This is a genomic window from Allokutzneria sp. A3M-2-11 16 (assembly GCF_024213555.1).
Classification (GTDB): Bacteria; Actinomycetota; Actinomycetes; order Mycobacteriales; family Pseudonocardiaceae; genus Allokutzneria.
On record NZ_JANAVO010000021.1, the window covers coordinates 1 to 26142 of the forward strand.

Here is a 26142-nt window from a genome sequence, read left to right on the forward strand (position 1 = left end):
GAGGGCCGGGGTTTCATCCCGTGCCCCCGAGAGGCCCAAGGGCACGCGCAAGGGGCCCCCAGGTCAAGCCGACCCCAGGCTGGAAGCCCAGCGCCCCCCGCTGGAAGCCCAGCCACGCGAGCCGGAAGCCCAGCCACGCGAGCTGGAAGCCCAGCTCCCTAGCATCAGCCTCCACCAACTCGCGGAGGTACACGGTGAAGGCCGTCGTGATGATCATGTCGCTCGCACTGGCGACGACGGGGACAGCAGTGGCTCAGGAAGCCGAGGCGGATGTGACCATCGAGGTCTCCGCGCCGCGGAACATCCTGGCGCCGGGCGGCGGGACCTCGGTGGCGGCCAACGTCCGCAACATCGGTGCGGTGGCGGCGGAGAACGTCCGGTTCACCTTCGCGTTGCCGCAGCACCTGGAGGTCAACAGCACCGAGACGTCGTCGGAATGGAACTGCGAGCGCCAGGGCGCGACCGCGACCTGTCTGCACATCGGGCCGTTGCGGCCGGGTGCGACCCCGTTCCACTTCCGGTTCAGCGCCGGTGTCAGCTACCAGGCGCCGATCGGCACCTCGGTCTCCGCGACCGCGTCCGTCACGACGAGCTCACCGGAGTCGATCACCGGCAACAACCGCTCGGAGAAGTCGATCCGCTTCGTCGGCACGGGCGTCGTCAAGGGGCGGATCTGGCACGACCTCAACGCCAACGGCGTGCGCGAGCAGGGTGAACCCACCGTCAACAGCATCGGCCTCAGCCTCCGCTCGGTGGACGACGAGGACCTGGACGGTTTCTCCAACACCGTTGACGGCACCTACTGGGAGGAGCTGGCCGCCAAGCGGTTCCAGGCCGAGGTGCAGCTGTCCAAGTCCTCCTGGAAGTTCACCACGCCCAACGCGGGAGGCGACGCCGTCGACTCCGACATCGTGCCCACCACCGAGGATTTCTGGCACCGCAACGGGCAGAGCGAGATCTTCATGGTCGAGCCCGGAGCGCACCGGGTGCTCGACGTCGGTGTGATCGCCGTCCCGAAGCCCTAGCCGCGTCCTGCAAGCGGTCACCAGCGATCGTGACGCCCCCCGAAACATCCTCACCGCAGCCCAAACTCCCGTTTCGTACTCAAAACGGGTTTTTAGAGCGCTCTTTTTCCCGTTATGAGTACGAAACGGGGTTCTCTAGACCACGCGCGCCGGGGATGGGGTGGACGGGCGGGTGGAGTGCACGGGCAGAGTTTACTTGGTGTGCGGAGTGCGGGCGGGGCTTGTCCGAGATGGCTTAGCGCGGGAGCGGTCCGCCCACGGCTGATCTGCTCACAGCAGCACAACCGGCGGGCGGCGGCGTGACGGCGGCATGGTCGGGGCATGACGGACAACGAGAAGCGGCCGCTGTTCGACCACCGGCTCCGAGAACGGTTCTTCAGCCAGCGGGTCCTCGTCCTCGACGGCCCGCTCGACGACGACAACGGGACGGTGCTCGCCACCCAGCTGCTGTCCCTGGCGAGCGAGGACCCCGGGAAGGACATCGCGTTGTGGATCCACTCGCCGGGCGGCTCGGTCCCGGCGATGCTGGCCATCCGCGACGTGATGCGGCTCGTGCCGTGCGAGGTGGCCACGCTCGCGCTGGGGCTGGCGTGCAGCGCGGGGCAGTTCCTGCTGTCCGCGGGCACACCGGGCAAGCGTTTCGCGCTGCCGCACGCGCGCATCCTGATGCACCAGGGTTCGGCGGGGATCGGCGGCTCCGCGGTGGAGGTGGAGGTGCAGGCCGACGACCTGCGGCACACCAGGGACACGGTGCTCAAGATCATCGCGGAGGACACCGGTCAGCCGGTCGAGCGGATCTTCACCGACTCGCTGCACGACCGCTGGTTCACCGCCGAGCAGGCGCGCGAGTACGGCTTCATCGACCACATCGTGAACGACTTCGGCCAGGTTCTGCCCCAGCGCGCGCACGGACTGGGCTTGCGCTCTACGACGGGAGCCCGCGCATGAGCACCTACAGCATCCCCAATGTGATCACGCGGGACGCGCGCGGCGAACGGATCATGGACGTCTACTCGCACCTGCTGGCGGGGCGCATCGTCTACCTGGGCACCGCGATCGACTCCGGCGTGGCGAACGCGTTGATCGCCCAGCTGCTGCACCTGGAGTCGGACAACCCGGACCAGGAGATCAACCTCTACATCAATTGCGAGGGCGGTGACCCGTCCGCGATGCTCGCGCTGTACGACACCATGCACCACATCAAGTCGCCGGTGGCCACGACGTGCGTGGGCCAGGCGGTCGCGGCCGGCGCGGTGCTGCTGGCCGCGGGCGAGGCCGGACTCCGCTCCGTGCTGCCGCACGCCCGGGTCGTGCTGCACCAACCCGCCGCACAGGGCCGCGGCACGATCCCGGACCTCATCCTGCAAGCCGACGAGGTGGTGCGGGTGCGCACGCAGCTGGAGGAGATCCTTTCGGCGCACACCGGTCGCGATGTCACGGACCTCCGCCACGACACCGACCGGGACCGCGTGTTCGACGCGGCGGGCGCCGTCGCCTACGGGCTCGCCGATCGCGTTCTGGACCACAAACCTTGAGCCCCAACGGTTTCACGCGGCCATGAGCACGAGTCCCGCAGGACGGCGCCCGACTGCGGGACGCGTGCCGCGGCGCCGTCGGACCTCGACCGCGATCCCGGCAAGCAGCTCGTCCAGCTCGACCCCCAGCGCGCCGGTGACCGCGGCGATCATCTCGCTCGACGGTTCCTTGCGACCGCGCTCGATCTCCGACAGGTACTGCGGCGAGATGCCTGCCCGCTCGGCGATGTCGACGAGGCGACCGCCCTGTTCCTCCCTGGTCGCGCGCAGGCTCCGGCCGAGCGCCTCGCGCCACAACGGCTGGGGGGCGTGCTTCTGAGCGAAAGGGAGGATGTCCGCCATACCGTCATCCTGGTACCGGTCCGGCATCCGCGCGCCGCGGTTCCGCTCCCGGCGGAATACTCGACTGCTGTGGTGGGGCCGTTTGGGCATGCACGCCTCGTGGCCCCGCCGTCAAAGAAGTCCGATCGCGCGTCAAACCACGACAAGACGCATCAAATTTCCGGAGTGCCGGAAAGGGTCCCTGGCGCAGTCGGACCAGCAGGGTGGACGTCGGATAAGAACCGCTCATACGTTCTCCGCATGACCGTTCCCGAAAAATACTTCGATTATCCGAACTGGTCACAACCACCCGGCGGCCACCACCGGCGCTTCGACGAGGCGCGAGAGGAATGCCCGGTCTTCCGGAGCACCTACCAGGACGGGCACTGGGTGTTCACCAGGATGGCGCAGCTCCGCGAGATCTACGCCGACACCGCGACGTTCTCCAACTCCGGCCTGCTGGCGCTGTTCCCGGGGCCGGAGCCCGAGGCGCGCATGATCCCGATGATGCTGGACCCGCCCGAGCACGGCGCCTGGCGCCGCTCGCTGATGTCGGAGTACTCCAGCTCCCGGGCCAAGGCCATGGCGCCGCTGATCCGATCGCGGTGCACCGAGCTGATCGAACGCTTGCGCGCCAAGGGTTCCTGCGACGCCGTCGCCGAGTTCACCGCTCCCCTGCCGACCCTGGTCTTCCTCGGCACCCTCGGCCTGCCCGACACCGAGCTGGACCGGTTCCTGGGCTGGCAGAACGGTCTCCTGCACCCCGACGTCACCGAGGAGGACTACCAGGCGAAGCAGATCGCGCTGGAGGCCGAGATCGTCGGCTACCTCGCCGAACTCGTGGAGAAGCGCGCCGCGCAGCCCGGTGACGACCTGATCAGCCGGGCGTTCGCCTGGGACGTGGACGGGCGGGCCCCGACCGGGGACGAGATCGTCAACGTCCTGTACACGCTCTTCGCCGCGGGCCAGGACACGGTGACCTCCGTGCTCTCCTTCTCGTTGTGGCACATGGCCACCCACCCCGCCGACCGGCGACGGGTGACCGCGAACCCGGACCTGCTCCCCAGCGCCGTGGAGGAGCTGCTGCGCTACTACTCGATCATCCTCGACGGCCGGCGGGTGACCCGCGACGCCGAGGTGGCGGGATGCCCGATGCGGAAGGGCGACGCCGTGCTGCTGCTCGCCCCCGCCGCCAACCGGGACCCGGCCGAGTTCGACCGCGCGGACGAGGTCGTGCTCGACCGCAGCCCCAACCGGCACGTGGCCTTCGGCATGGGCACGCACCGTTGCGTCGGCGCGCACCTGGCGCGCCAGCAGCTGCGCATCGCGCTCGAAGAGTGGCATCGCCTGATCCCCGAGTACCACGTCCCCGACGACGCGGTGGTCACCGGGCGGGCCTTCTTCCAGGTCGGCCTCAGGACGCTTCCGCTGCGCTGGAAGGAATGAGCGGGCGCGTAAGGTCGAGCGGTGGACAAGCCTGACGCGTTGATCGACATGCTGAGCACGATCTCCGCCGTGGATCACCACTGCCACGGAGTCATCGAGGACGCCATCGACGCCGACCGGTTCCAGAGCCTGGCCACCGAGTCGGACCTGCCCCAGACCGCCGACGCGTTCGACAGCCCGGTCGGCGTGGCGATCCGGGCGGAGTGCGCGCCGCTGCTGGGCCTGCCGCGCCACGTCGACGGCGCGAGCTACCTCGGTGCGCGCGCCGAACTCGGTCCGCGGGAGGTGACGCGGCGCCTGCTGTCCGCGGCGAACATCTCGACCTACCTCGTCGACACCGGGTACGGCAGCGACGACATCACGACGCCCGCTGAGCTGGCCGGGTACTCCGGCGGCGAGGCGTTCGAGATCGTCCGGCTCGAATCACTCGCCGAGCGGCTGGCGCGCTCCGGCTGCACGGCGAGCGGGTTCTCCGCGACCTTCCGCGGCGAGCTGGAGTCCGCGCTGCGCACCGCGGTCGGCGTCAAGTCGATCATGGCGTACCGGTACGGGCTCGACTTCGACCCGGCGCGCCCGACCGAGCCCGAGATCCGTTCGGCGGTCGACCAGTGGCTGCGCTCCGGCGAACCGCGGCTCACCGATCCGGTGGTGCTGCGGGCGCTGCTGTGGGCGGCGGTCGACGCCGGTCGTCCCATCCAGATGCACGTGGGTTTCGGTGACTCGGACATCGTCCTGCACCGCTGCGATCCGACGCGGATGACGGAGTTCCTGAGGGCGACGGTCAGCAGCGGCACGCCGATCATGCTGCTGCACAACTACCCGTTCGTGCGCGAGGCGGGCTACCTCGCCCACGTCTACCCCCACGTCTACCTCGACACCGGGTTGGCAGCGGGGTTCTCCGGCGCGTCGGCGACCGCGATCGTGCGGCAGTCGTTGGAGATCGCCCCGTTCACCAAGGTCCTGTTCTCCACCGACGCGTTCGGGCTGCCCGAGCTCTACCTGGTCGGAGCCCGAGTGCACCGTCTCGCGCTGGCCCGCGTCCTCGGCGAATGGCTCGCCGCCGACGCGATCGGCGAGGCCGACGCGAGACGGTACTCAGAGTTGCTGCTCGCGGGTAACGCCCGCCGCGTGTACGGCCTCAACCCGCGCTGAGACCGCCAAGAACTCCCGTTTCGTACTCTTGTCGGGATTTGGGAGCGCTCTCTTCCCCGTTAAGAGTACGAAACGGGAGATCTCTAGGTTGAGGCCGCCTCACGTTGGGTCTGGGGGCGGTTGGGGCGCATGGGGCCAGTTTACGCGATGCCGCACCAGTCGGCGGCGAGCAGCGCGTAGGTGCGGGCCGCCAGCCACATCTCGTCGAGGTCGACGTACTCGTCGTTGCCGTGGGCCACGCGCAGGTCACCGGGGCCGAGGACGACGGACGGGATGCCGAGTTTCTTCAGGACGGTGGCGTCGCACCCGCCGTAGAACCCGGTCAGGGTCGGCTCCGGCGCGAAGCCCGTGCCGACCGCCGCCCGCCGGTAGGCCGCGGCGAGCGCCTGGTTGATGTCCGCGTCGGGCTCGATCGAGTACGGGTCCCACTGGAGCTTCCACTCGCAGACCGGGCGGTGCTTGCGCAGCCACGGGTCCGAGTCCGCGGCGCGGTCGATGACGCCCTCGATCTCCGCGCGCACGTCCTCGCCGTCGCGCTGCGGGTGGTACATGACGGTGTACTCGATCGTCGCGGAGTCCGACAGCGCGAAGGGCACCGCCAGGTCGCCGGGCGCGCCGCGGATCACGCCGGGCAGCAACGAGAAGTGCCCGTCGTAGAACAGGTCGTGCCGCTGGGTCTGCACCCACTCCTGCTCCAGGCCGCGCAACGCCTGGTAGATGGTGAAGACCTTGTCGATCGCGTTCACCCCGAGCTCCGCGCCCGCCCGGTGCGGGTGGATCGTCTCGCCGCGCATCGAGCAGTGCACCTTGATGCCTTCGACGGTGACCGAGAACCACAGCAGCCCGGGGCTCACGACGGCCAGCGACACCGGCGTCGGCGGCGCGCTCGGCTCGGAGACCACGGCCGCGTCCGCGGTGTAGCCGCGTTCGATGATCGCGCCGGTACCGCAGGTGTAGTCCACGGTCTCCTCGCCGACCGCGCACTGCAGCAGCAGGTCCCCGGCGAGCTGGACGCCCGCGCGGCGCAGCGCGATGACGGCGTATGCCTGCCCGATGAGGCCGGACTTCTGGTCGGTGGTGCCCCGGCCGTACATCCGCGAGCCGACGACCTCGCCGGAGAACGGCGGTGCCACGCGCCACTCGGCCGGGTCTCCCCCGGGGACGACGTCGACGTGGCCGTTGAAGATCAGCGAGCGGCCGTTGCCGCCGCCGAGGCGGCCGACCGCGTTCTCGCGGCCCGGCTCGACGGCGAACACGTCGACGGAGGCGCCCGCCCGCTGGTAGAGCTCGGCGAGCAACGCGCTCCCCTCGCCCTCCTTGCCGACGTGGTCCCGGTACTCGACGCCCGGGTACTTCGGGTTGACCGATGGAATCCGCACGAGGCTCCGCAGCGAGGTGACCATCTCGTCGCGGAGGGCGTCGACCGCGCCCAGGATGCGTGCGCGGACGTCGTCGGTAGGCGGCCCAGCGTTCATGTGTGGCTCCTCGCGGCTCCCGGGGGCGTAGATGATCGCATGACGATCTTGGAGCGCGTTCACCGGTCCGCCGAATGACCGGCATGCGCAATTCGGCCGCGAAAACCGTATTTATCAGACGATTTCCTCCATACTGAGAGAAATGTTCTTCACGATTGACAACCCGCCTCGCGCATGGAGAATTCGATCATGCAGATCACCAACGGCTCGGCCGGGACCGCGGTGGAACTCCGCCACCGGGTGCTCCATGCCGATCCGGACGCGAACGCCGAGCTCATCGAGCGGCTCCGGGCCGACGGCGTACGCGCGATCGCGTTGACCGTCGTCGACAACGGCGGCGTCACCCGGGTGAAGGTCGTCCCGGTGCAGCGGCTGGCGAGCGCCCTGCGCGGCGGGATCGGGTTCTCGGTCGTGTGGGCCGTCGCGGGCGCCGACGACAGCTTCGCCCTGTCCGCGCCGTTCGACACACCCGCCGGTGATCTGCGCCTGTTCCCGGACTTCGACGCACTGAGCCGGATCACCGGCGGCCCCCGGCTCGTGTGGGTCCCCGCCGACCAGTACACCCAGGAACTCGACGTCTCCCCGTGCTGCCAGCGATCGATGCTGCGCGGGGCGGTGGAGCGGGGCCGGGAGCTCGGCATCGAGTTCAAGGCGGCGTTCGAGGTCGAGATGTCGCTGCTGGGCGAGGACGGCGACCCCGGGCACCACGGGCCGGGCTACAGCGCTTCGGCGCTGCTGGAGGTCGAGCCGTTCGCCCTCGACCTGATGGACGCGCTCGCCGGGCACGGCATCGAGGTCGAGCAGCTGCACCCCGAGTACGCGCCGGGCCAGGTCGAGTTCTCCTGCGCTCCCCGCGATCCGGTGGGGGCGGCCGATCAGCTGGCCCTGAGCCGGATCGTGGCGCGCAAGGTCGCGCGGGCGCACGGCCTCGCCGTCAGCTTCGCGCCGAGCGTCCACCCCGGCGCGCTGGGCAACGGCTGCCACCTCCACCTCAGCGCGTGGCGCGACGGGGTCAACCTGATGCAGGGCGGTGACGATGCGGTCGGCGGGCTCTCCGGCGACGGCGCGGCCATGGTCGCCGGGATGCTCCACGCCCTGCCCGAGGTGCTGGCGGTCCTCGCGCCGAGCGTGCTGAGCTACGCCCGCCTCCAGCCGCAGAAGTGGGCGGGCGCCTACGCCTGCTGGGGCGTGGAGAACCGCGAGGCGGCGCTGCGCCTGGTGCCGGGAACCGTCTCGTCCCGGGCCTCCTCGGCCAACGTCGAGATCAAGACGCTCGACGGGTCCGCCAATCCCTACCTGGCGCTGGGGGTCCTGCTCTCGGCCGCGCTCGACGGCCTCGACCGGCGCGCCGAGCTGCCGAGGCCGGTGCAGCGCGATCCGCACACGCTGTCCAAGGCGGAGCGGGCGAAGGCCGGTATCGCGCGCCTGCCTTCGGATCTCGGCAAGGCCACCGACCTGCTGGCCAGGAGCGAGATGGCGGTGAAAGCGCTCGGGCCGGAACTGCACCACGCATTCGTCACGGTGCGGCGCCGGGAATGGGAAACCTACGGCAGGCGCGACCACGCCGAACTCATTCCGGAGTTTCGGCTGCGGTACTGACCATGATCAATAGTCAGCGCACTCGAACCTTTTGACGGGTCGGGCGTCCGCACCCTAGCCTCGCCGTTTGAATCGTTTCAAACCGGCATTCGGAGGGGCGATGAACCCGGTCCACTTGGTGTCCCGGCGAGCGGTGCTCGCGCTCAGCGCGCTGGCTGCAGTGTCGCCCGCGTTCGGCGGGGCGGCGCCGAGCACGGGGTTCCCCGCTCCGCGGCCCGACAGCCGACCCAGCCTGCTGTGGTTCTGGAACGGCACCGTCACGAAGGACCTCGTGACCGCCCAGCTCGCGGACATCCGTAGCAAGGGCGTGCACGAGGTGCTGGTGTTTCCCTTTGAGACCAAGGCTTTGCAGCCCGCCTTCTTCTCCGAGGAGTGGTTCGCGCTCATCGAGTTCACCCTGCGCGAGGCGCAACGCCACGGGATGCGCCTGTGGCTGTTCAATGACGACTACTTCCCCAGCGGACGTGGCGGTGGGTTCGTCGTCAACGGCGGCAGGGTGGGCAACCGCGTCTACCCGCCGCGGCCCGAGCTGGGCATGAAGGGCATCGGCCACCAGCCCACGATGGTCACCGGTGGCGCGCCGGTGAAGGTGGCGGCACGCGGACTTTCGGTGTGGGACGGGAAGCTTGAGGTCGACGCCGCCGTCCGGAACGGCGTCACGTTGCTCCGCGCGGGGGCGCAGTGGCAGGACTACGACGTCGTCGCGCGGGTGCGCGTGAACCGCCACACGGCGGGCTTGATCGTGCGCGCGGCTGACGAGGCGCACGGCCTCCTGGCGGATCTGCGCACCGATGGCGCCGTGGACATCTGGCGGCTGCACGGCGACACCTACACCCTTGTGCGCTCGGGAAAACCGGTCGGCGGGTTCGATCCTGCGGCCTACCACGAGCTGCGCGTCGGAGTACGCGGAGCGCGGATCACCGTCTCGGTGGACGGAATCGCTCAGCCCCCGGCCGATGACGGCACGCACACGGCGGGCCGCGTCGGAGTGCGCGCGGTCGCCACGCAGAAGTCGTCGTGGGACAGCCTGACCGTTCTCGACCCGGGCGGGCAGGTGCTCTACACGGAACGCTTCGACACCTCGGCCGCGCTCGATTCCTTTGATCTGCCAACGACTTCCGTACCGCTGGCCGCCGCGTCGGCTCGGCCGGTTGGCAGCTCCGATCCCGGTTCGATCATCGACCTGACCGAGATCGCCCGCGGCAACGGCACGTGGAACGCACCGGCCGGGAACTGGCGGCTGGACCTGTTCACCGTCCGTCAGCTCACCGCCGCCTCCGGCGCCGGACGCGGTTACCTCGACGTGCTCGACGACACGGCGGTCGCGCGGTTCCTCGACGTCGTGCCCGGCGAGTACCTGCGCCGGTTCCCGTGGGCCGTCGGCACGGTCCTGCGGGGTTTCGCCGACGACGAGCCGTATTTCGCCTCCACCCGGGACTACGGTCCTTCGGGCACCGCGCCCTGGTCCCCCTCGCTGGACGCCGAACTGGCCCGGCTCAAGGTGAAACCGGGCATAGCGCTGACCGCCGTGCACGACGACCTCGGGCCGGAGGGCCTGCGGCTGCGCGGAGCGTTCTGGCGCGCGGTCTCCAACCGCCACGCGTCCGCGTACTACCGGGGCCAGGGCGAGTGGATGGCGCGCAACGGGATCGAGTTCGTCTCCAACCCCATGTGGGACGAGTTCGGGCCGGGCAAACAGATCCAGGGCACCGGCAACCTCAACACGGCCAACCAGTGGACGCAGGTGCCCGGCACCGACCTCGTCTTCGACCAGTACCAGCGCGGCTTCCACCGCGTCCTGTCGCGGTGGCCCGCCAGCACCGCGCACCAACTCGGGCTGGAGCGCGTCTACCTGGAGGCGATGGGGGCGACCGGCTGGGCGGCCACCCCGGCGCTGACCCGCGAGGTCATCGGCGCGTTCGCGGTGCGCGGGATCAACCACACCATGCTGCACGCGGCCTTCACCGACTCCGACAAGATCGTCTACCCGCCGCCGTTCCAACCGGTCAATCCGTGGTGGAACGTGTCCTCGCCGCTCAACGAGTGGATCGGGCGGTTGATGGAGGCGTGCCGCGCGTCGGCTCCGGCGCGGACCGCGCTGCTCCAGCCGCAACGCGCCGCCGAGTCCTACCAAGGCACCTCCGACCTGGCCGGGATCGACACCGCGCTCATCGCGGCCGCGCACTCGCTCGAAGACGTTCAGGTCGACTTCGACTTCCTCGACGAGGGCGCGCTCGACGCGGACCCCGCGCTGCGAGTGCACGCACGACCTCGCGGAGGCCGTTTGGCGGTGGGGCGACAGGAGTACCGGATCGTCGTGGTGCCGCGGACGCCCATGCTCGCTGTCGGCTCCGTGCACACGCTGATCCAGTTCGTCCGCGGCGGCGGAACAGTTGTCGTGATCGGCGATCTGCCGACCATGGAGGCAGGCGGTGATCATGTCGGCTTGCGTCGAGCGCTGGACCAGCTGTCGGCCGTCCGCGTGCCCGATCCCGTTTCGGCGGCTCGGGCCGTGGTTGCGGCCGGTGGCGCTGCGGCGGTGCTTCAGCCTGCGCTGCAACAGGTTCGCGTGCTCCGCCTGGAACGAGACGGCGAAAGTGCATTCGTGGTGATGAACGAACGCGATGCCGTCACGGAGGTCACCGCTTCGTTCCCGGCGACTGGTGCTCCGGAGATCTGGGACCCCGACACCGGCGCCGCAACGCCCGCGGGCGTGTGGGACACCTTTCCCGGGGGCACCGAGGTGTCGATGCGGATCGAGCCGAAAGCGACGCTGCTCGTGGTCTTCAAGCCCGGACGCAATGTCGCGCATGCCGTGTCCGCGTCGGCCCCCGTGGAACGCGTGCGCATCGACGCGCACGGCGCGAGAGCTCATGTGCGGGTGTCCGACCCCGGATTGGTCACCGTCGTCGCCACCGATGGCCGACGCCGGTATCGGGGCTCGCTGAGCGTGTCCGATGCATTGACCGCGGTTCCGCTCGGCGGTGACTGGCGATTCCGCTTCGATCGGCCTGGCGCGCCGACTCTTACTCGGCCGTTGGGGTCGTGGACGGATGTGGACAGCGCTTACTCCGGATCTGGCTGGTACTCGCGGGCTTTCGATGTGTCGGACGGGCGATGGGTGCTGGATCTTGGCAGGGTTCACGAGGTGGCTGAGGTCGTGGTGAATGGCGTTGCGGTTGGGGCTCGGCTTTGGGCGCCTTATTCTTTTGAGGTGACTGACGTGTTGCGTCGGGGGTGGAATGAGGTGCGTGTTCGGGTTACTAATACTGGGGCTAATGTGCGGGGGCAGGTTGTTTTGTCTGGGCTGTTGGGGCCTGTGTTCTTGCGGCCTTATCGGGTTGTGGATGTTCCTTTGGCGTGATGGGCTTCCAGCTTGCGTGGGCTGGGCTTCCAGCGGAGTTGGCTGGGCTTCCAGCTCGCGTCGGTACCAGCGGCGGGGTCGGCTTGACCTGGGGGCCCCTTGCGCGTGCCCTTGGGCCTCACGGGGGCACGGGATGAAACCCCGGCCCTCGCGACAAGCGTATGGCACGCGCACCCCAGGTAAAGCCGACCCATTCTCGTTCGCGGCTCGCTGTTTCACTGGGGTTGCGTTTCGGGCTTTTCGGGCGCCTGGCAATTCACCCTGTAGAGCCATGATCCACTATTATTGTGCGATAAAATGGAGACATGGCCCTCGATGTGACAGATGCGAAAGTCAAGTCAACGTTCACCGGTATCGGTACTGCGGTTGTTGCATTTCTGGTGGCGTTGATGGAGTACGTCGCTCAGCTCCGGCCCGCTGAGCGTGAGTATGCCGAGGAGTTGTTGATGCCGTTGTTGCGGATCTCGAAGGAGAAAGCATCCCGACTGCTGGCGAAAGCCTCCGATTTGACCGCTCGTCCCGTGGTGTTGCAGGCGCTGGCCGAAGGCCGCGTGGACGAGGGCAAAGCGTTGATGATCGTCGAACTCCTTCAGCCCCTCTCCGCCGTGCAGGCCGCCACCGCCGAGCAGGCGTTGTTGGCGCACGCGGAGAAGAACGCCTACTCCGCGACACGCCAGTACGCCCGCCGCTACATCGACCGGCTCGACCCGAAGGCCGCCGAACACCGTCATCAGGAGAAACGTGAGCAGCGCAAGGTGGAGAAGACCAACCTTGATGACGGCATCGCATCACTCCGGCTGATCTTGCCCGCCCTGGACACCGCGTTGGCCTTCGACCACATCGACGCCATCGCACGCGGCCTACCGAAGGACGGCCGTACCCTGGACCAGAAACGCGTCGATGTAGCCCTGGACCTGTTGCTGGGCAAGGAAACCGGTGCCCCACAGGGTCAGGTGACGGTCAACCTCACCATGGCCATCAGCTCACTCATCGGCATGGACGACGACCCCGCCATCCTGCAAGGTCACGGACCCCTGCCGATCAACATCGCCCGGGATGTCGCCGCAGGAGGGATCTGGAAGCGCATCCTCACCGACCCCGCCACCGGAATCGCGGAGGATGTCACCACCTACCGGCCCACCGCGAAGCAGCGAGAACTCATCGCCGCCCGGTACCCGCACTGCACGATGATCGGATGCCGACAACCCGTCCACCGCTGCGACCTCGACCACTGCTGCCCCTTCGACGGCACCAACACCACCGTCGACAACCTCCGGCCGAAATGCCGCAGGCACCACCGCATGAAGCACGAAACCAGCTGGCAATGCCACAACCTTGACGACGGACGCCATGTCTGGATCACGCCGGAGGGCAAGACCTACGAGAGCGAAGTCGAACCCATCGGCGAACCGGCGCCGTTCTAAGCGGTGGTCGACCGGCGCAACGACACGTCCAGGGTCCGCACCAGTTCTCCGACTCGGCCGCGACCGTTCGGAGCGGCGGGGAATCGCAACAGGACGCCCACCACAACGGGACTGGCCAGAATGAGTGTCTTCCCGATGTGGTCAGCGCCCACAGCACGATCGTCACCGGCATCGAGTTCGAACGCGCGCGCGGCGTGGGCAGCGGCGCCGAGGATGTGCAGCATCTGAGTGGCCTTGGCCAGCGGATGCAGATACGCGGCACTGGCGGCGGCTACAGCGGCACGCGCGGCGTCGCTCGCGGCGGACTGACCCGCATCGCGAGTCACCTGATATGCGCGTTGCGCGGCCCATGCGGCATCGCGGATCACCTTGGACCGCTTGGCTCCGTCCGCGAAGGCGCGGGCGGCGTCGATCGCGGCTCGCGGGCGCGGGTCCGAAGGGCACGTGCGTTCGAAGATCGTCAGCGCGGGCTCGGCGCAGGCCACGGAGAAGCGCGTGACCTCGCGCAGCTCCTCCATGCTGAGCTCGATCGTGAAGTTCTCGTCGGCAGCAGTCATAGAGTTGAACAGTATCGTTGAAGAATCGGTTGATACTTCTCCGCGCCAACTACAGGACGGTGCCGTGGAAACCCTCAAACCTGGGTGGCGTAGACGGTCATCCAGTGCGGGTGCAGGCGGAAGTAGACGACGTCCTTCTCCCAGTCGAAGCCATCCTCGCCGTAGAAGTCCTTCAAGTACGCGAGCAGCTCCGGCCAGTCAGCGGACTGCTCGCCGCCTTCGGGATTGAGGACCTCGGCGGTGCCGTGCGTGAACACGCCTAGCTCCTCACCCCGCATGTGGGCGGCACTGACAGCGGGGCGCGCGCTCAGGTGGCGAGCCTTGGCGGCGGTACGCGCGGTGCCGAAATGCCACTTGCCGCGCAGGAAATGCCCATCGACACCGCTGATCCGCGGCTCCCCCTTCGCGGTCACGGTGGACAGAGCGAGAGTGCACATGCCCGTCAAGATCCCGGTGAGCCGCTCGGCGGTCAGCGTGCTCTCGGCGGTGATGATCGAGCGGAGGTGCGAGGTGGAGCGGGCGAGCGAGGCGTCGAGGAGAGCCTGGAGCTCCTTGAGGTCTTCCGGCGTTTCGCGCATGCGGTCATGCTCCCCCGCCAACACTGACACCTTGTGTCATGGTTTCGGCCCGACGCGCGCGGCGGATGCCCACCAGCAGCAGGCCGATGGAGAGCCAGTCGACCGGCCACGGCGCGGGCTGCCAGATGACGGCGCCGACCAACGACATCACCAACAGCGTCCACGGGATGAACTGCGGCGGCGTGATCCCCCGGCGGTCCAGCCACAGCACCATGGCCCCGAGCAGGATCTGCGACACCCCGAAACCACCCAAGGTCAGCCAGAACGCTCCGTTGGCCGGGCTCATCGCGGAGAGGTCCTCACCCCACAACGCCCCGGTGAACCACGCGCCCGCGTGCTCGGGCGCCGTCAGCACCAGACCGCTGAGCAGGTGCCCGGCCGAGAGCAGCACCATCAGCCAACCGGCCCACTTGATCATGTCAGTTCCCCCTCGGCGTTATACGCTGGCGTACAAGGTGAGGCTAAACCCGTTATACGGGTCCGTACAACCGGCGGAAGGGTGAGGTGGGCCACGGCATGGGCGCATTGCGCACACCACGCGAGAAGTGGGTCGAGGAGGGCCTGCGGGCACTGGCCACCGGCGGGGTGGACGCCGTGCGCGTCGAAGCCCTGGCGAAGGCGCTCGGCGTGACGAAGGGCGGGTTCTACGGCTACTTCGCCGACCGCGGCGAACTGCTGGCCGAAATGCTGGACACCTGGGAGCGGGAGAGCGTCGACACCGTCCTCGACCGGATCGAGCACGAGGGCGGCGACGCGCTGGACAAGGTCAGGCTGGCCGGGCAGCTCACCTTCACCGGTGACCGCCTGCTCCCCATCGACCTGGCTGTCCGCGACTGGGCCCGCCGTGACCCGCAGGTCGCCGACCGGCTCCGCCGCGTGGACAACCGGCGCATGCAGCTGCTCCGCGACGCGATCGGCACCTTCTGCGCCGACCCGGACGAGGTGGAGGCCCGCAGCCTGCTCGCCTTCTGCATGGCCATCGGCAACCACTTCCTCGCCGCCGACCACCCCGGCCGCACCCGCGACGAGGTCAAGGCCAGGGCCAGCGCCCTCCTCCTCAGCGGCGGAGGGAAACCCGAAAGCCGGTACCGCCGATGACGGCGGTACCGGCCGATCCCTACATGGGCCCAGTGGCGTAATAGGGCTTGCACACATTGCGGTCATAGTCTGTCGCTATTTCGAGCAGACTCCTGCCGTCCACGGACGGCAGCAATGCGGAGCTGTAGTTGGGACAGTAATTGTTGGGCGGCGAGGGAACGGCCACCGGGGAACCGATGGAGTTCCACCCGCCACCCCCGCCCTGGTCGTTCACCATGACGGTGCGCCCGCTTCCGCCGGATATGGCGCCATTGGCCTCGCGGAGCTGCTGGCCGACCATCACCAGCCGCCCGCCGACCGCGGCTATCGTCGGCGCGTGGGTGAAGTACTGATTCGTGCGGCTTCTGACCATCGTGCCGAGAAGGGCCGGATCACCCCAGTTCCCGCCATCACGGGAAGTGCGGTAGTACGCCGCGCAGTCGAATTGGTTCCCGGTGCCGCAGATCTCGTACGACATGTACCAGGTCCCGTTGTTCAACCGGCGCACGACCGGCATGCCCGGCCGGTGGCCGGGGGTCCGCGACGCGACGGTGTTGTAGATGGTCCCCCAGTGGATGCCGTCCCTGGAGTAGGTCTCGACCAGGAGCTGGCTGAACTGGGGCTGCCGGGTCTCGTCGGAGTAGTGGCACACCAGCTCGCCCGCCGCGTTCACCGACAGCTCCGGCTCCCAGAGCCCGCCGGTGTTGTGCGCCACGCGGCACACCGAGAGGTACGACCAGGAGACACCGCGGTCGGGGCTGCGCCACAGGCTGATGGTCATCCGCCGGTTGGGCGCGTTCTGGCCGATCGAGGCGGCCCACAGCAGCGTCCCCGCGGGCATGGTGCCGATCTGGTGGGGCAGTTCGAACAGGCTCGTGCAGCACAGGCCACCGGAGGCGGCCTGGTCGTGGATCGCGCCGACCTGGCGGAAATTCGCCCCGTTGTCGGTGCTGTGGTAGATGACCCCGACACCACCGCGGGCATCGAAGTCGACAACGCTGGCGACGATCGTTCCGTTGCTCAGCCGAATGGCACGCGGATAGAGCCCGGTGCCGTCACGCAGAAGCTTCCCGGTGGCCTGCGCGCCAACGTCCCCAGTCGACTCGGGAGACGAGGCGGTGGCCACCGCGTTCGTTGTCATCAATAAAGCCAAAACCGAGGTCAACGCCAATAATCGACGTAACATCTCGAACCTCCGGATGATCAGCATGCTACGGCAGGGAAACCGAACATCCACCCTGGTTAACAGGGATTACAGGGGCGCTCAGTTTAGCCGGGAACACCGCTTCCGGTAAACAACTTCACGTTCGTTCGAGTGCGCCCGGGAGCCCGTCCGGTGTTCGAGTGGCGGGCGCCGTGATCGCGAATCAGGTGGCGTCGCTCCTACAGTCCGGCCGCATGCGAATGACCATGGGTTCGGCCGCCGTCGTCATCGGCGCGGGAATCGCCGGGCTCAGCGCGGGCCGGGTGCTCGCCGACCGGTTCGAGCGCGTGGTGATCCTCGATCGCGACAGCCTGCCCGGCACCGCTTCGCCCAGGCGCGGGGCCGGGCAGTCCTACCACGCCCACGTGCTGCTGGCGGCCGGTCAGCGCGACCTCGAAGAGCTCTTCCCCGGCCTGCACGACGAGCTGGTGCGGGCGGGCGCGACGCCGTTCGACGCCGGAGCCCGCCTCGCCTTCCACCGGTACGGCGTGACGTGGCCGCCGGAGCCGCTCGGGCTGCACCTGGTGTCGATGAGCAGACCGCTGCTGGAGCTGACGCTGCGGCGGCGGGTCAGCGCGCTGCCGAACGTCACTTTGCGCGATGAGGTCTCGGTCGCCGGAGTGACCAACGAAGGCCACCGCGTCACCGGGGTGACCCTCGACGACGGCGAGGTCCTGCCCGCCGACCTCGTCGTGGACTGCTCGGGGCGCGGCAGCCGGTCCGACCGCTGGCTGGCCCCGCTCGGCCTGCCGGGTCCCACCGCGCTCGACGTGAAGATCGGCGTCAGCTACGCGACCCGGCTCTACCGCCGCAAGCCCGGCGACCTGGCCGATGACGCACTGGGCCTGGCCGTCCTGCCCGCTCCGCCGGAGCAGACGCGGGCGGCCAGCGTCCTGCCGATCGAGGACGACCGGTGGATCGTCACGCTCGGCGGCTGGCACGGCGACACGGCGCCCACCGACGACGACGGCTTCCTCCGCTTCGCGCGCGAGCTGCCGCATCCCGGCGTGGCCGATCTCATCGCCGACGCGGAACCGCTCACCGACATCGTCCCCCACCAGTTCCCGTCCAGTCGCTGGCGGCAGTTCCACCGGGTGCGCGAGCTGCCCGCGGGCTACCTCGCGATGGGCGACACGATGTGCAGCTTCAATCCCGTGTACGGCCAGGGAATCACTTGCGCGGCAATGGAAGCGCTCGCGCTCGGTCGCGCACTGAACCGCCACAGCGGCGTGTCGGCGGACTTGGCGCGCGACTACTACCGCGCGGCGGCGAAGATCATCGCGGTGCCGTGGAGCTTCGCCGTGGGGGCCGACTTCGGCTACCCGGAGACGTCCGGCCCGCGGCCGTTCGGCGTCGACCTGCTCAACGCCTACTCCCGGCGGCTCCAGATCGCCGCGAACTCCGATGTCCGGGTACGGCGCGCGTTCTGGAAGGTCCAGCACCTGCTCGCGCCTCCGGCGACCTTGTTCGCGCCGTCGGTCATGATCAAGGCACTGCGAGTTCGTCCGTAGAGCCGGACGTGGTCGAACACCAGGGTCATCCGATAGGGCGGTGACTCCGGCCTGAAGGAGGAGTCCGCGAGCCGACCCGCCCGGTAGACACGATCCTGTGCCGATGAAACTCACCGCGCTGCTGCTGGCCGCGAGCACGGTCGCCGCGGGCTGCGCCGCCACGACGAACCCGCAGTCGCTGCCTTGGCTTCCCTGCGCGGAAAACGCCGCAGCCGAGTGCACCACGCTGACCGTTCCCGTCGACTGGACGAAACGGAAAGAGTCCACAGTGGACATTGCCGTGGTGCGACGGAAGGCCGCCGATCCGGCGCGGCGCGTCGGCGTGCTCGTCTACGCGCCAGCGGGCCCCGGGAGCTCCGGGGTCGACGCGATCGCACAGGACCAGCAGTTCTCCATGATGTTCACCGCCGAGATCGCGGCGAGGTTCGACGTGGTCAGCCTCGACCCACGGGGTGTGCGGCGCAGTCATCCGGTGGTGTGCGACGGAAAGCTCTTCGCCGATCAGCGCACTCCGTGGGACCAGGCGGGTTTCGACGCGCGCCGAGCCGCGAACGCCGTGCTCGGCAACGACTGCCGCGCCCGCACGGGGCCGCTGTTCGACCACATCGCCAGCACGGACATGGCCCGGGACGTCGACGCGCTGCGCGAGGCGCTCGGCGAAGCGACGATCAACCTCTACGGCCTGTCCTACGGAACGGTTCTCGGCCAGATGTACGCGGAGCTGTTCCCGAAGCGCATCCGCACGATGGTCTTGGACGCCAACGTCGACCACAGCACGAACACCGAACAGGACTTGGTCGTCTCGGCTCGCGGGGCACAGGACTCCTTCAACGAGTTCGTCGCGTGGTGCGCCCGCGAAACCGAGTGCGCACTGCACGGCCGCGACGTCCGAGCCATGCTCGCCGAACTGCGGGACAAGGCCGCGAAGGGAACCCTCGTCGAGCCCGGCACCACCACCAAGGTCGAGCCGGACAGGCTGATCCACAGCATCATCACGCCGCTGTCGATCCCGCGCAGGAACGTGACCGCGCAGCGAATCGCTTCCCTGGCCGGTATCGGCAAACCCGGCCCCGCTCCGGCCGACTCTCCCCCGCCCGCGATCTCCCCGCTGGCCATCGCGATCTCCTGCGCCGACAACGAATACGGCATCAGGTCCTTCCAGCAGCTGACCGCCGCGCGCGGGCGGGCCGCGGCGGTCGCGCCGGACGTCGGCCGGGGTGCTTACGGCCCGACGACGTTGTGCCTGGACTGGCCTGGCAAGACGACCAACCCGAACCACCGGACGCACGCGCCGGACGCCCCGCCGATCCTGGTGACCAACTCCAGGCACGACCCGTCGACCCCGCACGAGTCCGCGGTCAGCGTGGCTTCTCAGCTGCGCAGCGCGGTGCTGGTGACCTACGAGGGCGCGGGTCACGGTGCCTATCGGCGCAGCGAGTGCATGCAGAGCCTGGTCGACCGGTACTTCGTCGACAGGGCCGTCCCGGCGCGCGGCACCACGTGTCCCGCGTGATTCACAGCGTCACCAACGCCTGGACGGGCAGGTGGTCGGAGGGGAACTGGCCGCTTCGCGAATAGGTGTTGATCGCCGCCGCCGCAACGGACTTCGCGCCTCGGGTGAGGATCCAGTCGATGCGCGAACCGTTGGGCACCAGCGGGCGGTAGCCGTGGAAGGTGCCGTGCAGCGGGGTGCGGCGTTCGGTCGCGGCGGGCCAGGTGTCGGTCATGCCCGCGCCGTTCATCAGGATGTCGTAGGTCGGGGTGCCCGGGGCTGCGGTGTTGAAGTCGCCGGTGAGCACCACGGGGAGGCCGGGGGCGAGCGCGTTGATCCGGTCCCGCACGAGCTCGGCGCTGCGCTGGCGGGAGTTCTCCGACTCGTGGTCGAAGTGGGTGTTGACCACGACGAACTCGGTGCCGGTGCGCTTGTCGGCGAACCGGACCCACGTGACCATGCGGATCACGTTGTTGCCCCAGGACTTCGAGCCGATCACGTTCGGCGTGTCGGAGAGCCAGTAGTGGTCGAACTCCAGCGGCTCCAGCCGCCGCGTGTCGTAGTAGATCGCCATGAACTCGTCGCGGCTGCCCCCGGCCCGGCCGACGCCGATCCAGTCGTAGTGCCGCGACAGGTCGTGCTGGATGTCCTTGAGCTGCCCGTACAACCCCTCCTGGGTGCCGAGCACGGTCGGTTGCTCGCGGCGCAACAGCTCCGCCAGGACCGGGCGCCGGGCGGCCCACGAGTTCGGCTCGGTGGTCGAGGCGTAGCGCAGGTTGAACGACATGACGTGCAGCGCGTCGCCGCGGGCCGGGCCGATCACCGGACCGGCCGACGCCTGCGCGACGGGACTCAGGCCGATCAGCGCCGCACAGACCAACGCCAGCTGCCTCAGCACTCGGGACATGGGCTCCTCCGCTCCGCTCGGCTCTTGCCGCGTGGCCATGATCGGCGACAGGATGGGCCGGGTCCATCCAAGACCCTTGATGGAGGGTGGAGTGGTCGGCAAACCGAACCGCCGCGCTGTTCTGGGCACCGCCCTCGGTGCCGTCCTCGCCACCACTGTCGCCGCGACGTCCGGCCACGTCACCGTCCGCTCGCCGAACAGCTTGCTGCGGGTGGCGGTCAGGGTGGTGAACGGACGCCTCCGCTACGAGGTCAAGCGCCGCGGCCGCGTCCTGGTGGCCTCCTCCGGGCTCGGGCTCGACCTGGCCGGACGGCCGTCGCTGACCAGCGGTCTTGTCGTGGAATCCGTTGAGCGCAGGACGATCGACGAGACGTGGCGCCCGGTGTGGGGCTCCGACGCGCTCGTGCGCAACCACGCCAGGGAGTGCGTGCTGCGGACCGTGCAGCCGTCGAGCGGGTTGCGGCTGAACCTGGTCGTCCGCGTCTTCGACGACGGTGTCGGTTTCCGCTACCACCTGCCCGCACAGGCCGGGCTCGACGCGTACACCGTCACGGCCGAGCGCACGGAGTTCGCGTTGCCGCCGACCGCCACGAGCTGGTCACTGGCGGCGGGAACCGACTGGAACGCCGACGAGCGGCACTACCGGCAGGCGCCCCTGTCCGACGTGCGCACCGCGCAGACCCCGCTCACCCTGGCCACTTCGGACGGTCAGCACGTCGTGGTGCACGAAGCCGCGTTGATCGACTACCCGAGCATGACGCTGGCAGCCACCCGCCCCGGCACCTTCGCGAGCGAGCTGATCAGCCTCCCCGATGGCACGAAGGCCCGGCTGTCGGGCGAGTTCTCCACGCCGTGGCGCACGCTGACCATCGGCGACCGCCCAGGTGATCTCGCGGAATCACATCTGATCGAGAACCTGAACGAGCCGTGCGCGCTCGCCGACACGTCGTGGATCACCCCGGGCACGTACGTCGGCGTGTGGTGGGAGCTGCAACGACGGCACACGACCTGGACCGCGGGGCCGCGGCACGGGGCGACCACCGAGCGCGCCAAGCAGTACATCGACCTCGCCAAGGAGGCGGGCGCGCGCCACGTGCTCGCCGAGGGGTGGAACACCAACGCGGGCGGTCAGTGGAGCGGCCAGGACTTCCTTACACCCCAACCTGATTTCGACCTGGCCGAGGTGTTGCGCTACGCGCGCGCCAACGACATCGGGTTCACCGCGCACAACGAGACCCGCGGCTTCGTCGACTACTACGAGCAGCACCTGGACACGATCTTCGCGCGCTACGCCCAACTCGGCATCCACGCGATCAAGACCGGCTACGCCATCAGGTTCGAGCTGGGCGGGGCGAACCGCAGCCACTTCGACCAGGAGGCCGTGCGGCACTACCAGCGGGTGGTCGACGCCGCGGCCCGGCACCGGATCATGATCATCGCGCACGAGGCGATCAAACCGACCGGGCTGGCGCGCACCTACCCGAACCTGATGACCGGCGAGGGCGTCGCCGGGATGGAGCAGCACCACTACATGGGGCCGCTCGGGAACCCGCCGGAGCAGGCCACGATCCTGCCGTTCACCAGGTTCATGGGCGGTCCGGCCGACTACACCCCCGGCGTGCTCAACGTGACCTGGGACCCGGCTCGGCTCGGTACCCGGGTGCAGACGACCTCAGCGGCGCAGCTCGCGCTGTACTCGGTGTTCTTCAGCCCGTTGCAGATGCTGGCCGACACTCCGGAGAACTACCGTTCCCACCCCGGATTCGCCTACCTCAAGGACATGCCAGCCAGCTGGGACGAGACGCGGTTCCTGGACTGCGTGATCGGTGACCACGCGGTCGCCGCGCGCCGGAAGGGCGACGTCTGGTACCTCGGCGCGATCACCGACGAGCAGGACCGGACGCTGCGGGTGCCGCTGCGGTTCCTGGGCTCGGGGCGGTACAGCGCCGAGATCTACCGCGACGCCGCGGACACCAGCTGGCAGCACAATCCGCTGCCCATCGACGTCGAGACCAAGACCGTGCGGTCCTCCAGCGTCTTGACCCTGCGGCTCGTCGCCGGTGGCGGCACCGCGATCCGCTTCCGGCGTGAGTGAGTTCAGTTCCGTGTATTAGAGCGCTCCAAATCCCGCTATGAGTACGAAACGGGAAAACGCGGCGGGCGTGGGTGGCCGGGGAAGGCGTGCAGGACAGGGTCTAGGCCGCGACCTTCAAGTGGCCACCAACGCCCGCAACGCCCCCTCGTGCTCTCCCCCGAAACATCAGCTGGGCAGCCCAAAATCCCGTTTCGTACTCTTGTCGGGATTTTGGAGCGCTCTTTTTCCCGTTATGAGTACGAAACGGGGTTCTCTAGACGGCGCCCGCGGGGGTTGGGGTGGACGGGCGCGTGGAGTGCATGGGACGGAGTTTACTTGGTGCGCGGAGTGCGGGGGGCTTGCAGGAGGGGGCTAGGACCGTGAGTCGGATATGCGTGCCAACAAGTTCGCTGCCTCCTCGCGTGCGGCGAGGTTCGCCTTCTCCATGATCGGCAGCGCGACGCGGAGTTCGGCGATCGCGCTGTCGTACTGCTCCTGGGCGGCGAGCACCGTCGCCAGGTGGTGCCGGGCGTGGGCTTGCCCGCGTTCGTCGCCCATGGCCACCAGGACGCGCACGGCGCGGGCCGCCCACGTCCGGGCCTCCGCCCAGTTCTCCTTCCCGGAGTGCAAGCGGGACAACATCATCGCGGCGTGGCCCATGGTCAGGTGGCGGTTGGATCCGGCGAGCAACGTCAGGACGGTCTCCGCTTCGGCTTGCGCTCGCGGCAGATCGCCGTGACGCACCGCGCTGGCCGCCACGCCGAAGCGGATGGTCGCCTCGCCGATCCTGTTGCTGACGTCGTTGACGGCGTTCTTCGCGGCGGTGTCGAGCGCGCTCTCGAAAAGGACGAGGGCCTTCTCGTAGTCACCGAACTGGCTCATGACCCCGCCGAGCACGCGGAGACAGTAGGCCAGGACAAGCCCGTTCGGCGCTGTCCTCGCGAGGTCCACGGCGCGCTCGGCGGCTTCCCTCGCCCCGGCTTGGTTGTTCTGTTCGCGGTGGCAGACGGCCAGGTTCGCCAGGGACTGGGCGTGCTCGGCGACGAACGGCGATTTCTCCAGCGCGGGAAGGCATTCCGTGTAGTCGGCGATCAGCTGAGCCACGTCCCCGCCGGTCGTGGCCATGTTGATCCGCGCGACCTCGGCGCGCAGGGCGGCGCTCTCGTCACCGTGCTCCCGCGCCGCGTCCCGCACGGTCGCGTAGAGCTCGACGAGCCGCCGCCAGTTCCCGTCGTTCTCCTCGGTGGAGGAGATCCGGTCGACCAAGAGCTTGGCATCACTGGAAAATCCGGCCCGAGCCGCGTGCACCGCGAGCCCGGCCAGGTTGTGCCGCTCCGCGCGGAACCACCCCTGGGCGTCCGCCGTGATCCCTTCCACCTCCTCGGCGGAGATCTTCGGCAGCCCCGGGTGGCTGACCATTTCCGCGATGAGCACGACCGACTCCGCGTTGGCCTTCTCGCTGAACACGAGGTAGCCGTCGACGAGGCGGCGCACCGCGGCGTGACGCTCGTCGGGGTGAGCGACGGCCTGCTCCTCGGCGTAGAGGGCCAGCAGGCTGTGCAGCTGGTAGCGCGGTTCACCGGTCTCGTCGAGCCCGCCCGGCGTGAGCATCCCGCGGTCGACGAGCTCGGCGACGACGCGGTCACCGTCATCGTCACCGGCGAGCAGACCGGCCACCCACGAGGCGAACGTGTGCTCGCCGAGCAGGCTCAACCCGCGGAATGTGCGCTGCAACCACTCCGGCATCGAGGCGTAGCCGAGCGCGAAGCTCGACCGGACCTGCTGGTCCGGCGTGACGAACTGGTCGAGCCGCCTGCGGGCGTCGCGCAGCCGCGGCACGACCGACCCGATCCGCCGCCCGGGGAGCGCGCCGATCCTGGCCGCGATCACCCGCAGCGCCAACGGATGCCCGCCGCAGTGGTCGACGATCTCGTGGACGGCGTCCTCCTCCTCGCCAACGCGACCGGCGCCGATCATGCGCACGAGCAGGTCGAAGCCGTGCTCGTGGCTCAGCTCCTCGACCCGGAAGTTGCGGACCCGCCCGGACAACGAGCGCAGCGCCTGTTTCCCGGTCACCACGAAGGCACATCGCTCGGAGCCGGTGATCACCGCGTCCACCTGCCCGGCGTCGGTGGCGTCGTCGAGCACGACCAGCAGCCGCCTTCCGTTCAGCCGGGTGCGATAGGCCGACTCACGGGCTCCCGGCGCGCTGGGGATCGACTTCGCCCTGACCCCGGTGGCGTAGAGGAGATCGCCCATGGCCGCGAACGCCTGCTGCGGCACCTCCGCCGTCGCCCCCAGCCGCAGCCAGTGCTGCCCGTCCGGAAAGCGGTCGCGGAGCCGGTGGGCCAGGCGCACCGCGATCGCGCTCTTGCCGATCCCGGACAGGCCGTGGACCACCGCGACACCCGGGCCCGCCAAGGAATCGGCGGTCAGCCACTCCGCGATCTCGTCGAGCTCCTTCTCGCGGCCCACCAGGTTCACCACGTCCGGCGGCAGCGCGCACGCGCTCACCCACGGAGCCGTCGCCGCGTGCTCGGCCAGGCTCTCCGCCAGCTCACGCGCACTGGCCTCCTCGGCGGCCGGGGCACCGTCCGCACCGAGGACCAGCCGGTGCACACCGCGGAGCGCGGGACTGGGATCGATGCCCAGCGTCTCCACGAGATGGCTCCGCACCCGCTCGTAGGCCGCCAACGCCTCGGCCTGCCTGCCGCTTCCGTGCAACGCCAGCATCAGCGAACGCCACAGGCCCTCGCGCAGCGGGTACCGGTGCACCAGCGACTGGAGCTCGCCGACGAGGGCCGCGTGCCCGCCCAGGACCAGCTCGCCCTCGATCCGCCGCTCCAGGGCGGAAAGCCGGTCCTCGTCGAGCACCGCGCCGATCTCCTCGTGCAACGCGGATGAGCTGATCCCGGTCAGCGCCGGTCCCCGCCACAACGCCAACGCCTCGGTGAGCGCGGGCACGGCGGCGGCGGGCTCGACGGCCTCGGTCGAACGGACCAGCTCCCGGAACCGGTAGTAGTCCACTGTGGACGGATCGACGTCGAGCAGGTAGCCCCCGGCGAGGGTCCGGACCAGCTCGCGCCCGCCGGGGTGCGGCGCCAGGATCTCGCGCAGCCGCCAGACGTAGCTCTGCATGCGGGCCGTCCAGCCCTTGCGGTCCAGGTCGTCGCCGAGCCAGTGCGCGAACCGCTCCGGGGTGACGACCGTCCCCGGGGTCAGCAGGAGCGCGGCGAGGACGGTGCGGAGCTTGCCGGCCGGGACGGCGAGGCGGCGGTCACCGCACCGCGCCTCGAAAGGACCGAGCAGCCGGAACTCGAACCCCGCGTCCATGTGCGCAGCCTACTTGATCACCACACCGGGCGGTGCTATAAAGTGAACATCAGTTCATTCAAAAATGT

At 69.3% G+C, this 26142-nt stretch carries 20 protein-coding genes; 12 read left to right on the forward strand and 8 right to left on the reverse strand.

Features of this window, described 5'->3' with window-relative positions; genetic code table 11:
• Positions 1–194: 194 nt before the first annotated feature.
• The 3 genes from NLX83_RS37715 (at position 195) to NLX83_RS37725 (ending at position 2560) form a co-directional block, all read left to right on the forward strand.
• Positions 195–1025 carry an SdrD B-like domain-containing protein gene (locus NLX83_RS37715; protein WP_254240074.1) on the forward strand — a complete coding sequence of 277 codons (831 nt, stop codon included), beginning with the start codon at positions 195–197 and terminating at the stop codon, positions 1023–1025.
• 321 nt (positions 1026–1346) lie between these two features.
• Positions 1347–1973 carry a ClpP family protease gene (locus NLX83_RS37720; RefSeq protein ID WP_254240075.1) on the forward strand — a complete coding sequence of 209 codons (627 nt, stop codon included), beginning with the start codon at positions 1347–1349 and terminating at the stop codon, positions 1971–1973.
• Positions 1970–2560, forward strand: coding sequence for a ClpP family protease (locus tag NLX83_RS37725; RefSeq protein WP_254240076.1), 591 nt, complete (start codon positions 1970–1972; stop codon positions 2558–2560). The genes NLX83_RS37720 and NLX83_RS37725 overlap by 4 nt, the downstream gene beginning before the upstream one ends.
• A gap of 12 nt (positions 2561–2572) precedes the next feature.
• Here the strand turns inward: NLX83_RS37725 and NLX83_RS37730 are convergent, their stop codons facing one another.
• Positions 2573–2902, reverse strand: a complete 330-nt coding sequence (locus NLX83_RS37730) for a helix-turn-helix domain-containing protein (RefSeq protein WP_254240077.1) — start codon at positions 2900–2902, stop codon at positions 2573–2575.
• A gap of 240 nt (positions 2903–3142) precedes the next feature.
• Between NLX83_RS37730 and NLX83_RS37735 the strand changes: the two genes are divergently transcribed.
• On the forward strand, positions 3143–4327 hold the full coding sequence (locus tag NLX83_RS37735; RefSeq protein ID WP_254240078.1) for a cytochrome P450: 1185 nt from the start codon (positions 3143–3145) through the stop codon (positions 4325–4327).
• A 21-nt stretch (positions 4328–4348) separates the two neighbouring features.
• Positions 4349–5479: an amidohydrolase family protein gene (locus tag NLX83_RS37740; RefSeq protein WP_254240079.1), complete on the forward strand. Its 1131-nt coding sequence runs from the start codon at positions 4349–4351 to the stop codon at positions 5477–5479.
• Positions 5480–5619: 140 nt separating this feature from the next.
• Here NLX83_RS37740 and NLX83_RS37745 read toward each other — a convergent pair whose 3' ends face one another.
• The gene (locus tag NLX83_RS37745) at positions 5620–6954 is read right to left on the reverse strand and encodes an ArgE/DapE family deacylase (RefSeq protein ID WP_254240080.1); all 1335 of its coding nucleotides are present in this window, start codon (positions 6952–6954) and stop codon (positions 5620–5622) included.
• 189 nt (positions 6955–7143) lie between these two features.
• Here NLX83_RS37745 and NLX83_RS37750 point away from each other — a divergent pair, with 189 nt between their 5' ends.
• The 3 genes from NLX83_RS37750 (at position 7144) to NLX83_RS37760 (ending at position 13341) form a co-directional block, all read left to right on the forward strand.
• Positions 7144–8553: a glutamine synthetase family protein gene (locus NLX83_RS37750; protein WP_254240081.1), complete on the forward strand. Its 1410-nt coding sequence runs from the start codon at positions 7144–7146 to the stop codon at positions 8551–8553.
• A 100-nt stretch (positions 8554–8653) separates the two neighbouring features.
• Positions 8654–11917: a glycosyl hydrolase gene (locus NLX83_RS37755; RefSeq protein WP_254240082.1), complete on the forward strand. Its 3264-nt coding sequence runs from the start codon at positions 8654–8656 to the stop codon at positions 11915–11917.
• 389 nt (positions 11918–12306) lie between these two features.
• The gene (locus NLX83_RS37760; RefSeq protein WP_254240083.1) at positions 12307–13341 is read left to right on the forward strand and encodes an HNH endonuclease signature motif containing protein; all 1035 of its coding nucleotides are present in this window, start codon (positions 12307–12309) and stop codon (positions 13339–13341) included.
• Here NLX83_RS37760 and NLX83_RS37765 read toward each other — a convergent pair.
• The 3 genes from NLX83_RS37765 to NLX83_RS37775 all read right to left on the reverse strand — a co-directional run bounded on the left by NLX83_RS37765 (position 13338) and on the right by NLX83_RS37775 (position 14894).
• Entirely contained in the window at positions 13338–13898 is a 561-nt protein-coding gene (locus tag NLX83_RS37765; RefSeq protein ID WP_254240084.1) for a putative immunity protein, read from the reverse strand. The two genes, NLX83_RS37760 and NLX83_RS37765, sit on opposite strands and share 4 nt — an antisense overlap.
• Positions 13899–13972: 74 nt before the next feature.
• Positions 13973–14476: a pyridoxamine 5'-phosphate oxidase family protein gene (locus NLX83_RS37770; protein WP_254240085.1), complete on the reverse strand. Its 504-nt coding sequence runs from the start codon at positions 14474–14476 to the stop codon at positions 13973–13975.
• A 4-nt stretch (positions 14477–14480) separates the two neighbouring features.
• Positions 14481–14894 (reverse strand): DUF6463 family protein, encoded by a 414-nt coding sequence (locus tag NLX83_RS37775; protein ID WP_254240086.1) that lies wholly within the window; start codon positions 14892–14894, stop codon positions 14481–14483.
• Between the two features lie 98 nt (positions 14895–14992).
• On the opposite strand from NLX83_RS37775, the gene NLX83_RS37780 reads away from it, so the two are divergent.
• Positions 14993–15574 carry a TetR/AcrR family transcriptional regulator gene (locus tag NLX83_RS37780; RefSeq protein WP_254240087.1) on the forward strand — a complete coding sequence of 194 codons (582 nt, stop codon included), beginning with the start codon at positions 14993–14995 and terminating at the stop codon, positions 15572–15574.
• A 19-nt stretch (positions 15575–15593) separates the two neighbouring features.
• Here the strand turns inward: NLX83_RS37780 and NLX83_RS37785 are convergent, their stop codons facing one another.
• Entirely contained in the window at positions 15594–16694 is a 1101-nt protein-coding gene (locus tag NLX83_RS37785) for a sialidase family protein (protein ID WP_254240088.1), read from the reverse strand.
• Positions 16695–16951: 257 nt separating this feature from the next.
• Here NLX83_RS37785 and NLX83_RS37790 point away from each other — a divergent pair, with 257 nt between their 5' ends.
• Both NLX83_RS37790 and NLX83_RS37795 read left to right on the forward strand, forming a co-directional pair.
• Positions 16952–18268: an FAD-dependent oxidoreductase gene (locus NLX83_RS37790; protein WP_254240089.1), complete on the forward strand. Its 1317-nt coding sequence runs from the start codon at positions 16952–16954 to the stop codon at positions 18266–18268.
• A gap of 103 nt (positions 18269–18371) precedes the next feature.
• Positions 18372–19781: an alpha/beta hydrolase gene (locus NLX83_RS37795; protein WP_254240090.1), complete on the forward strand. Its 1410-nt coding sequence runs from the start codon at positions 18372–18374 to the stop codon at positions 19779–19781.
• A gap of 1 nt (position 19782) precedes the next feature.
• Here the strand turns inward: NLX83_RS37795 and NLX83_RS37800 are convergent, their stop codons facing one another.
• Positions 19783–20667, reverse strand: coding sequence for an endonuclease/exonuclease/phosphatase family protein (locus tag NLX83_RS37800; RefSeq protein ID WP_254240091.1), 885 nt, complete (start codon positions 20665–20667; stop codon positions 19783–19785).
• 91 nt (positions 20668–20758) lie between these two features.
• On the opposite strand from NLX83_RS37800, the gene NLX83_RS37805 reads away from it, so the two are divergent.
• A complete protein-coding gene (locus NLX83_RS37805) occupies positions 20759–22762 on the forward strand; it encodes a glycoside hydrolase family 97 protein (RefSeq protein WP_254240092.1) in 2004 nt (667 codons plus the stop codon).
• A 351-nt stretch (positions 22763–23113) separates the two neighbouring features.
• Here NLX83_RS37805 and NLX83_RS37810 read toward each other — a convergent pair whose 3' ends face one another.
• Entirely contained in the window at positions 23114–26074 is a 2961-nt protein-coding gene (locus NLX83_RS37810) for an AfsR/SARP family transcriptional regulator (RefSeq protein WP_254240093.1), read from the reverse strand.
• Positions 26075–26142 lie beyond the last annotated feature (68 nt).

What these genes read in the sequence shown, in the direction of transcription:
- NLX83_RS37720 (WP_254240075.1), top strand. Translation starts at nt 1,347, where the DNA reads ATGACGGACAACGAGAAGCGGCCGCTGTTCGACCACCGGCTCCGAGAA.
- NLX83_RS37725 (WP_254240076.1), top strand. Translation starts at nt 1,970, where the DNA reads ATGAGCACCTACAGCATCCCCAATGTGATCACGCGGGACGCGCGCGGC.
- NLX83_RS37730 (WP_254240077.1), bottom strand. Translation starts at nt 2,902, where the DNA reads ATGGCGGACATCCTCCCTTTCGCTCAGAAGCACGCCCCCCAGCCGTTG.
- NLX83_RS37735 (WP_254240078.1), top strand. Translation starts at nt 3,143, where the DNA reads ATGACCGTTCCCGAAAAATACTTCGATTATCCGAACTGGTCACAACCA.
- NLX83_RS37745 (WP_254240080.1), bottom strand. Translation starts at nt 6,954, where the DNA reads ATGAACGCTGGGCCGCCTACCGACGACGTCCGCGCACGCATCCTGGGC.
- NLX83_RS37750 (WP_254240081.1), top strand. Translation starts at nt 7,144, where the DNA reads ATGCAGATCACCAACGGCTCGGCCGGGACCGCGGTGGAACTCCGCCAC.
- NLX83_RS37755 (WP_254240082.1), top strand. Translation starts at nt 8,654, where the DNA reads ATGAACCCGGTCCACTTGGTGTCCCGGCGAGCGGTGCTCGCGCTCAGC.
- NLX83_RS37760 (WP_254240083.1), top strand. Translation starts at nt 12,307, where the DNA reads ATGGAGTACGTCGCTCAGCTCCGGCCCGCTGAGCGTGAGTATGCCGAG.
- NLX83_RS37765 (WP_254240084.1), bottom strand. Translation starts at nt 13,898, where the DNA reads ATGACTGCTGCCGACGAGAACTTCACGATCGAGCTCAGCATGGAGGAG.
- NLX83_RS37770 (WP_254240085.1), bottom strand. Translation starts at nt 14,476, where the DNA reads ATGCGCGAAACGCCGGAAGACCTCAAGGAGCTCCAGGCTCTCCTCGAC.
- NLX83_RS37775 (WP_254240086.1), bottom strand. Translation starts at nt 14,894, where the DNA reads ATGATCAAGTGGGCCGGTTGGCTGATGGTGCTGCTCTCGGCCGGGCAC.
- NLX83_RS37780 (WP_254240087.1), top strand. Translation starts at nt 14,993, where the DNA reads ATGGGCGCATTGCGCACACCACGCGAGAAGTGGGTCGAGGAGGGCCTG.
- NLX83_RS37785 (WP_254240088.1), bottom strand. Translation starts at nt 16,694, where the DNA reads ATGACAACGAACGCGGTGGCCACCGCCTCGTCTCCCGAGTCGACTGGG.
- NLX83_RS37790 (WP_254240089.1), top strand. Translation starts at nt 16,952, where the DNA reads ATGCGAATGACCATGGGTTCGGCCGCCGTCGTCATCGGCGCGGGAATC.
- NLX83_RS37795 (WP_254240090.1), top strand. Translation starts at nt 18,372, where the DNA reads ATGAAACTCACCGCGCTGCTGCTGGCCGCGAGCACGGTCGCCGCGGGC.
- NLX83_RS37800 (WP_254240091.1), bottom strand. Translation starts at nt 20,667, where the DNA reads ATGTCCCGAGTGCTGAGGCAGCTGGCGTTGGTCTGTGCGGCGCTGATC.
- NLX83_RS37810 (WP_254240093.1), bottom strand. Translation starts at nt 26,074, where the DNA reads ATGGACGCGGGGTTCGAGTTCCGGCTGCTCGGTCCTTTCGAGGCGCGG.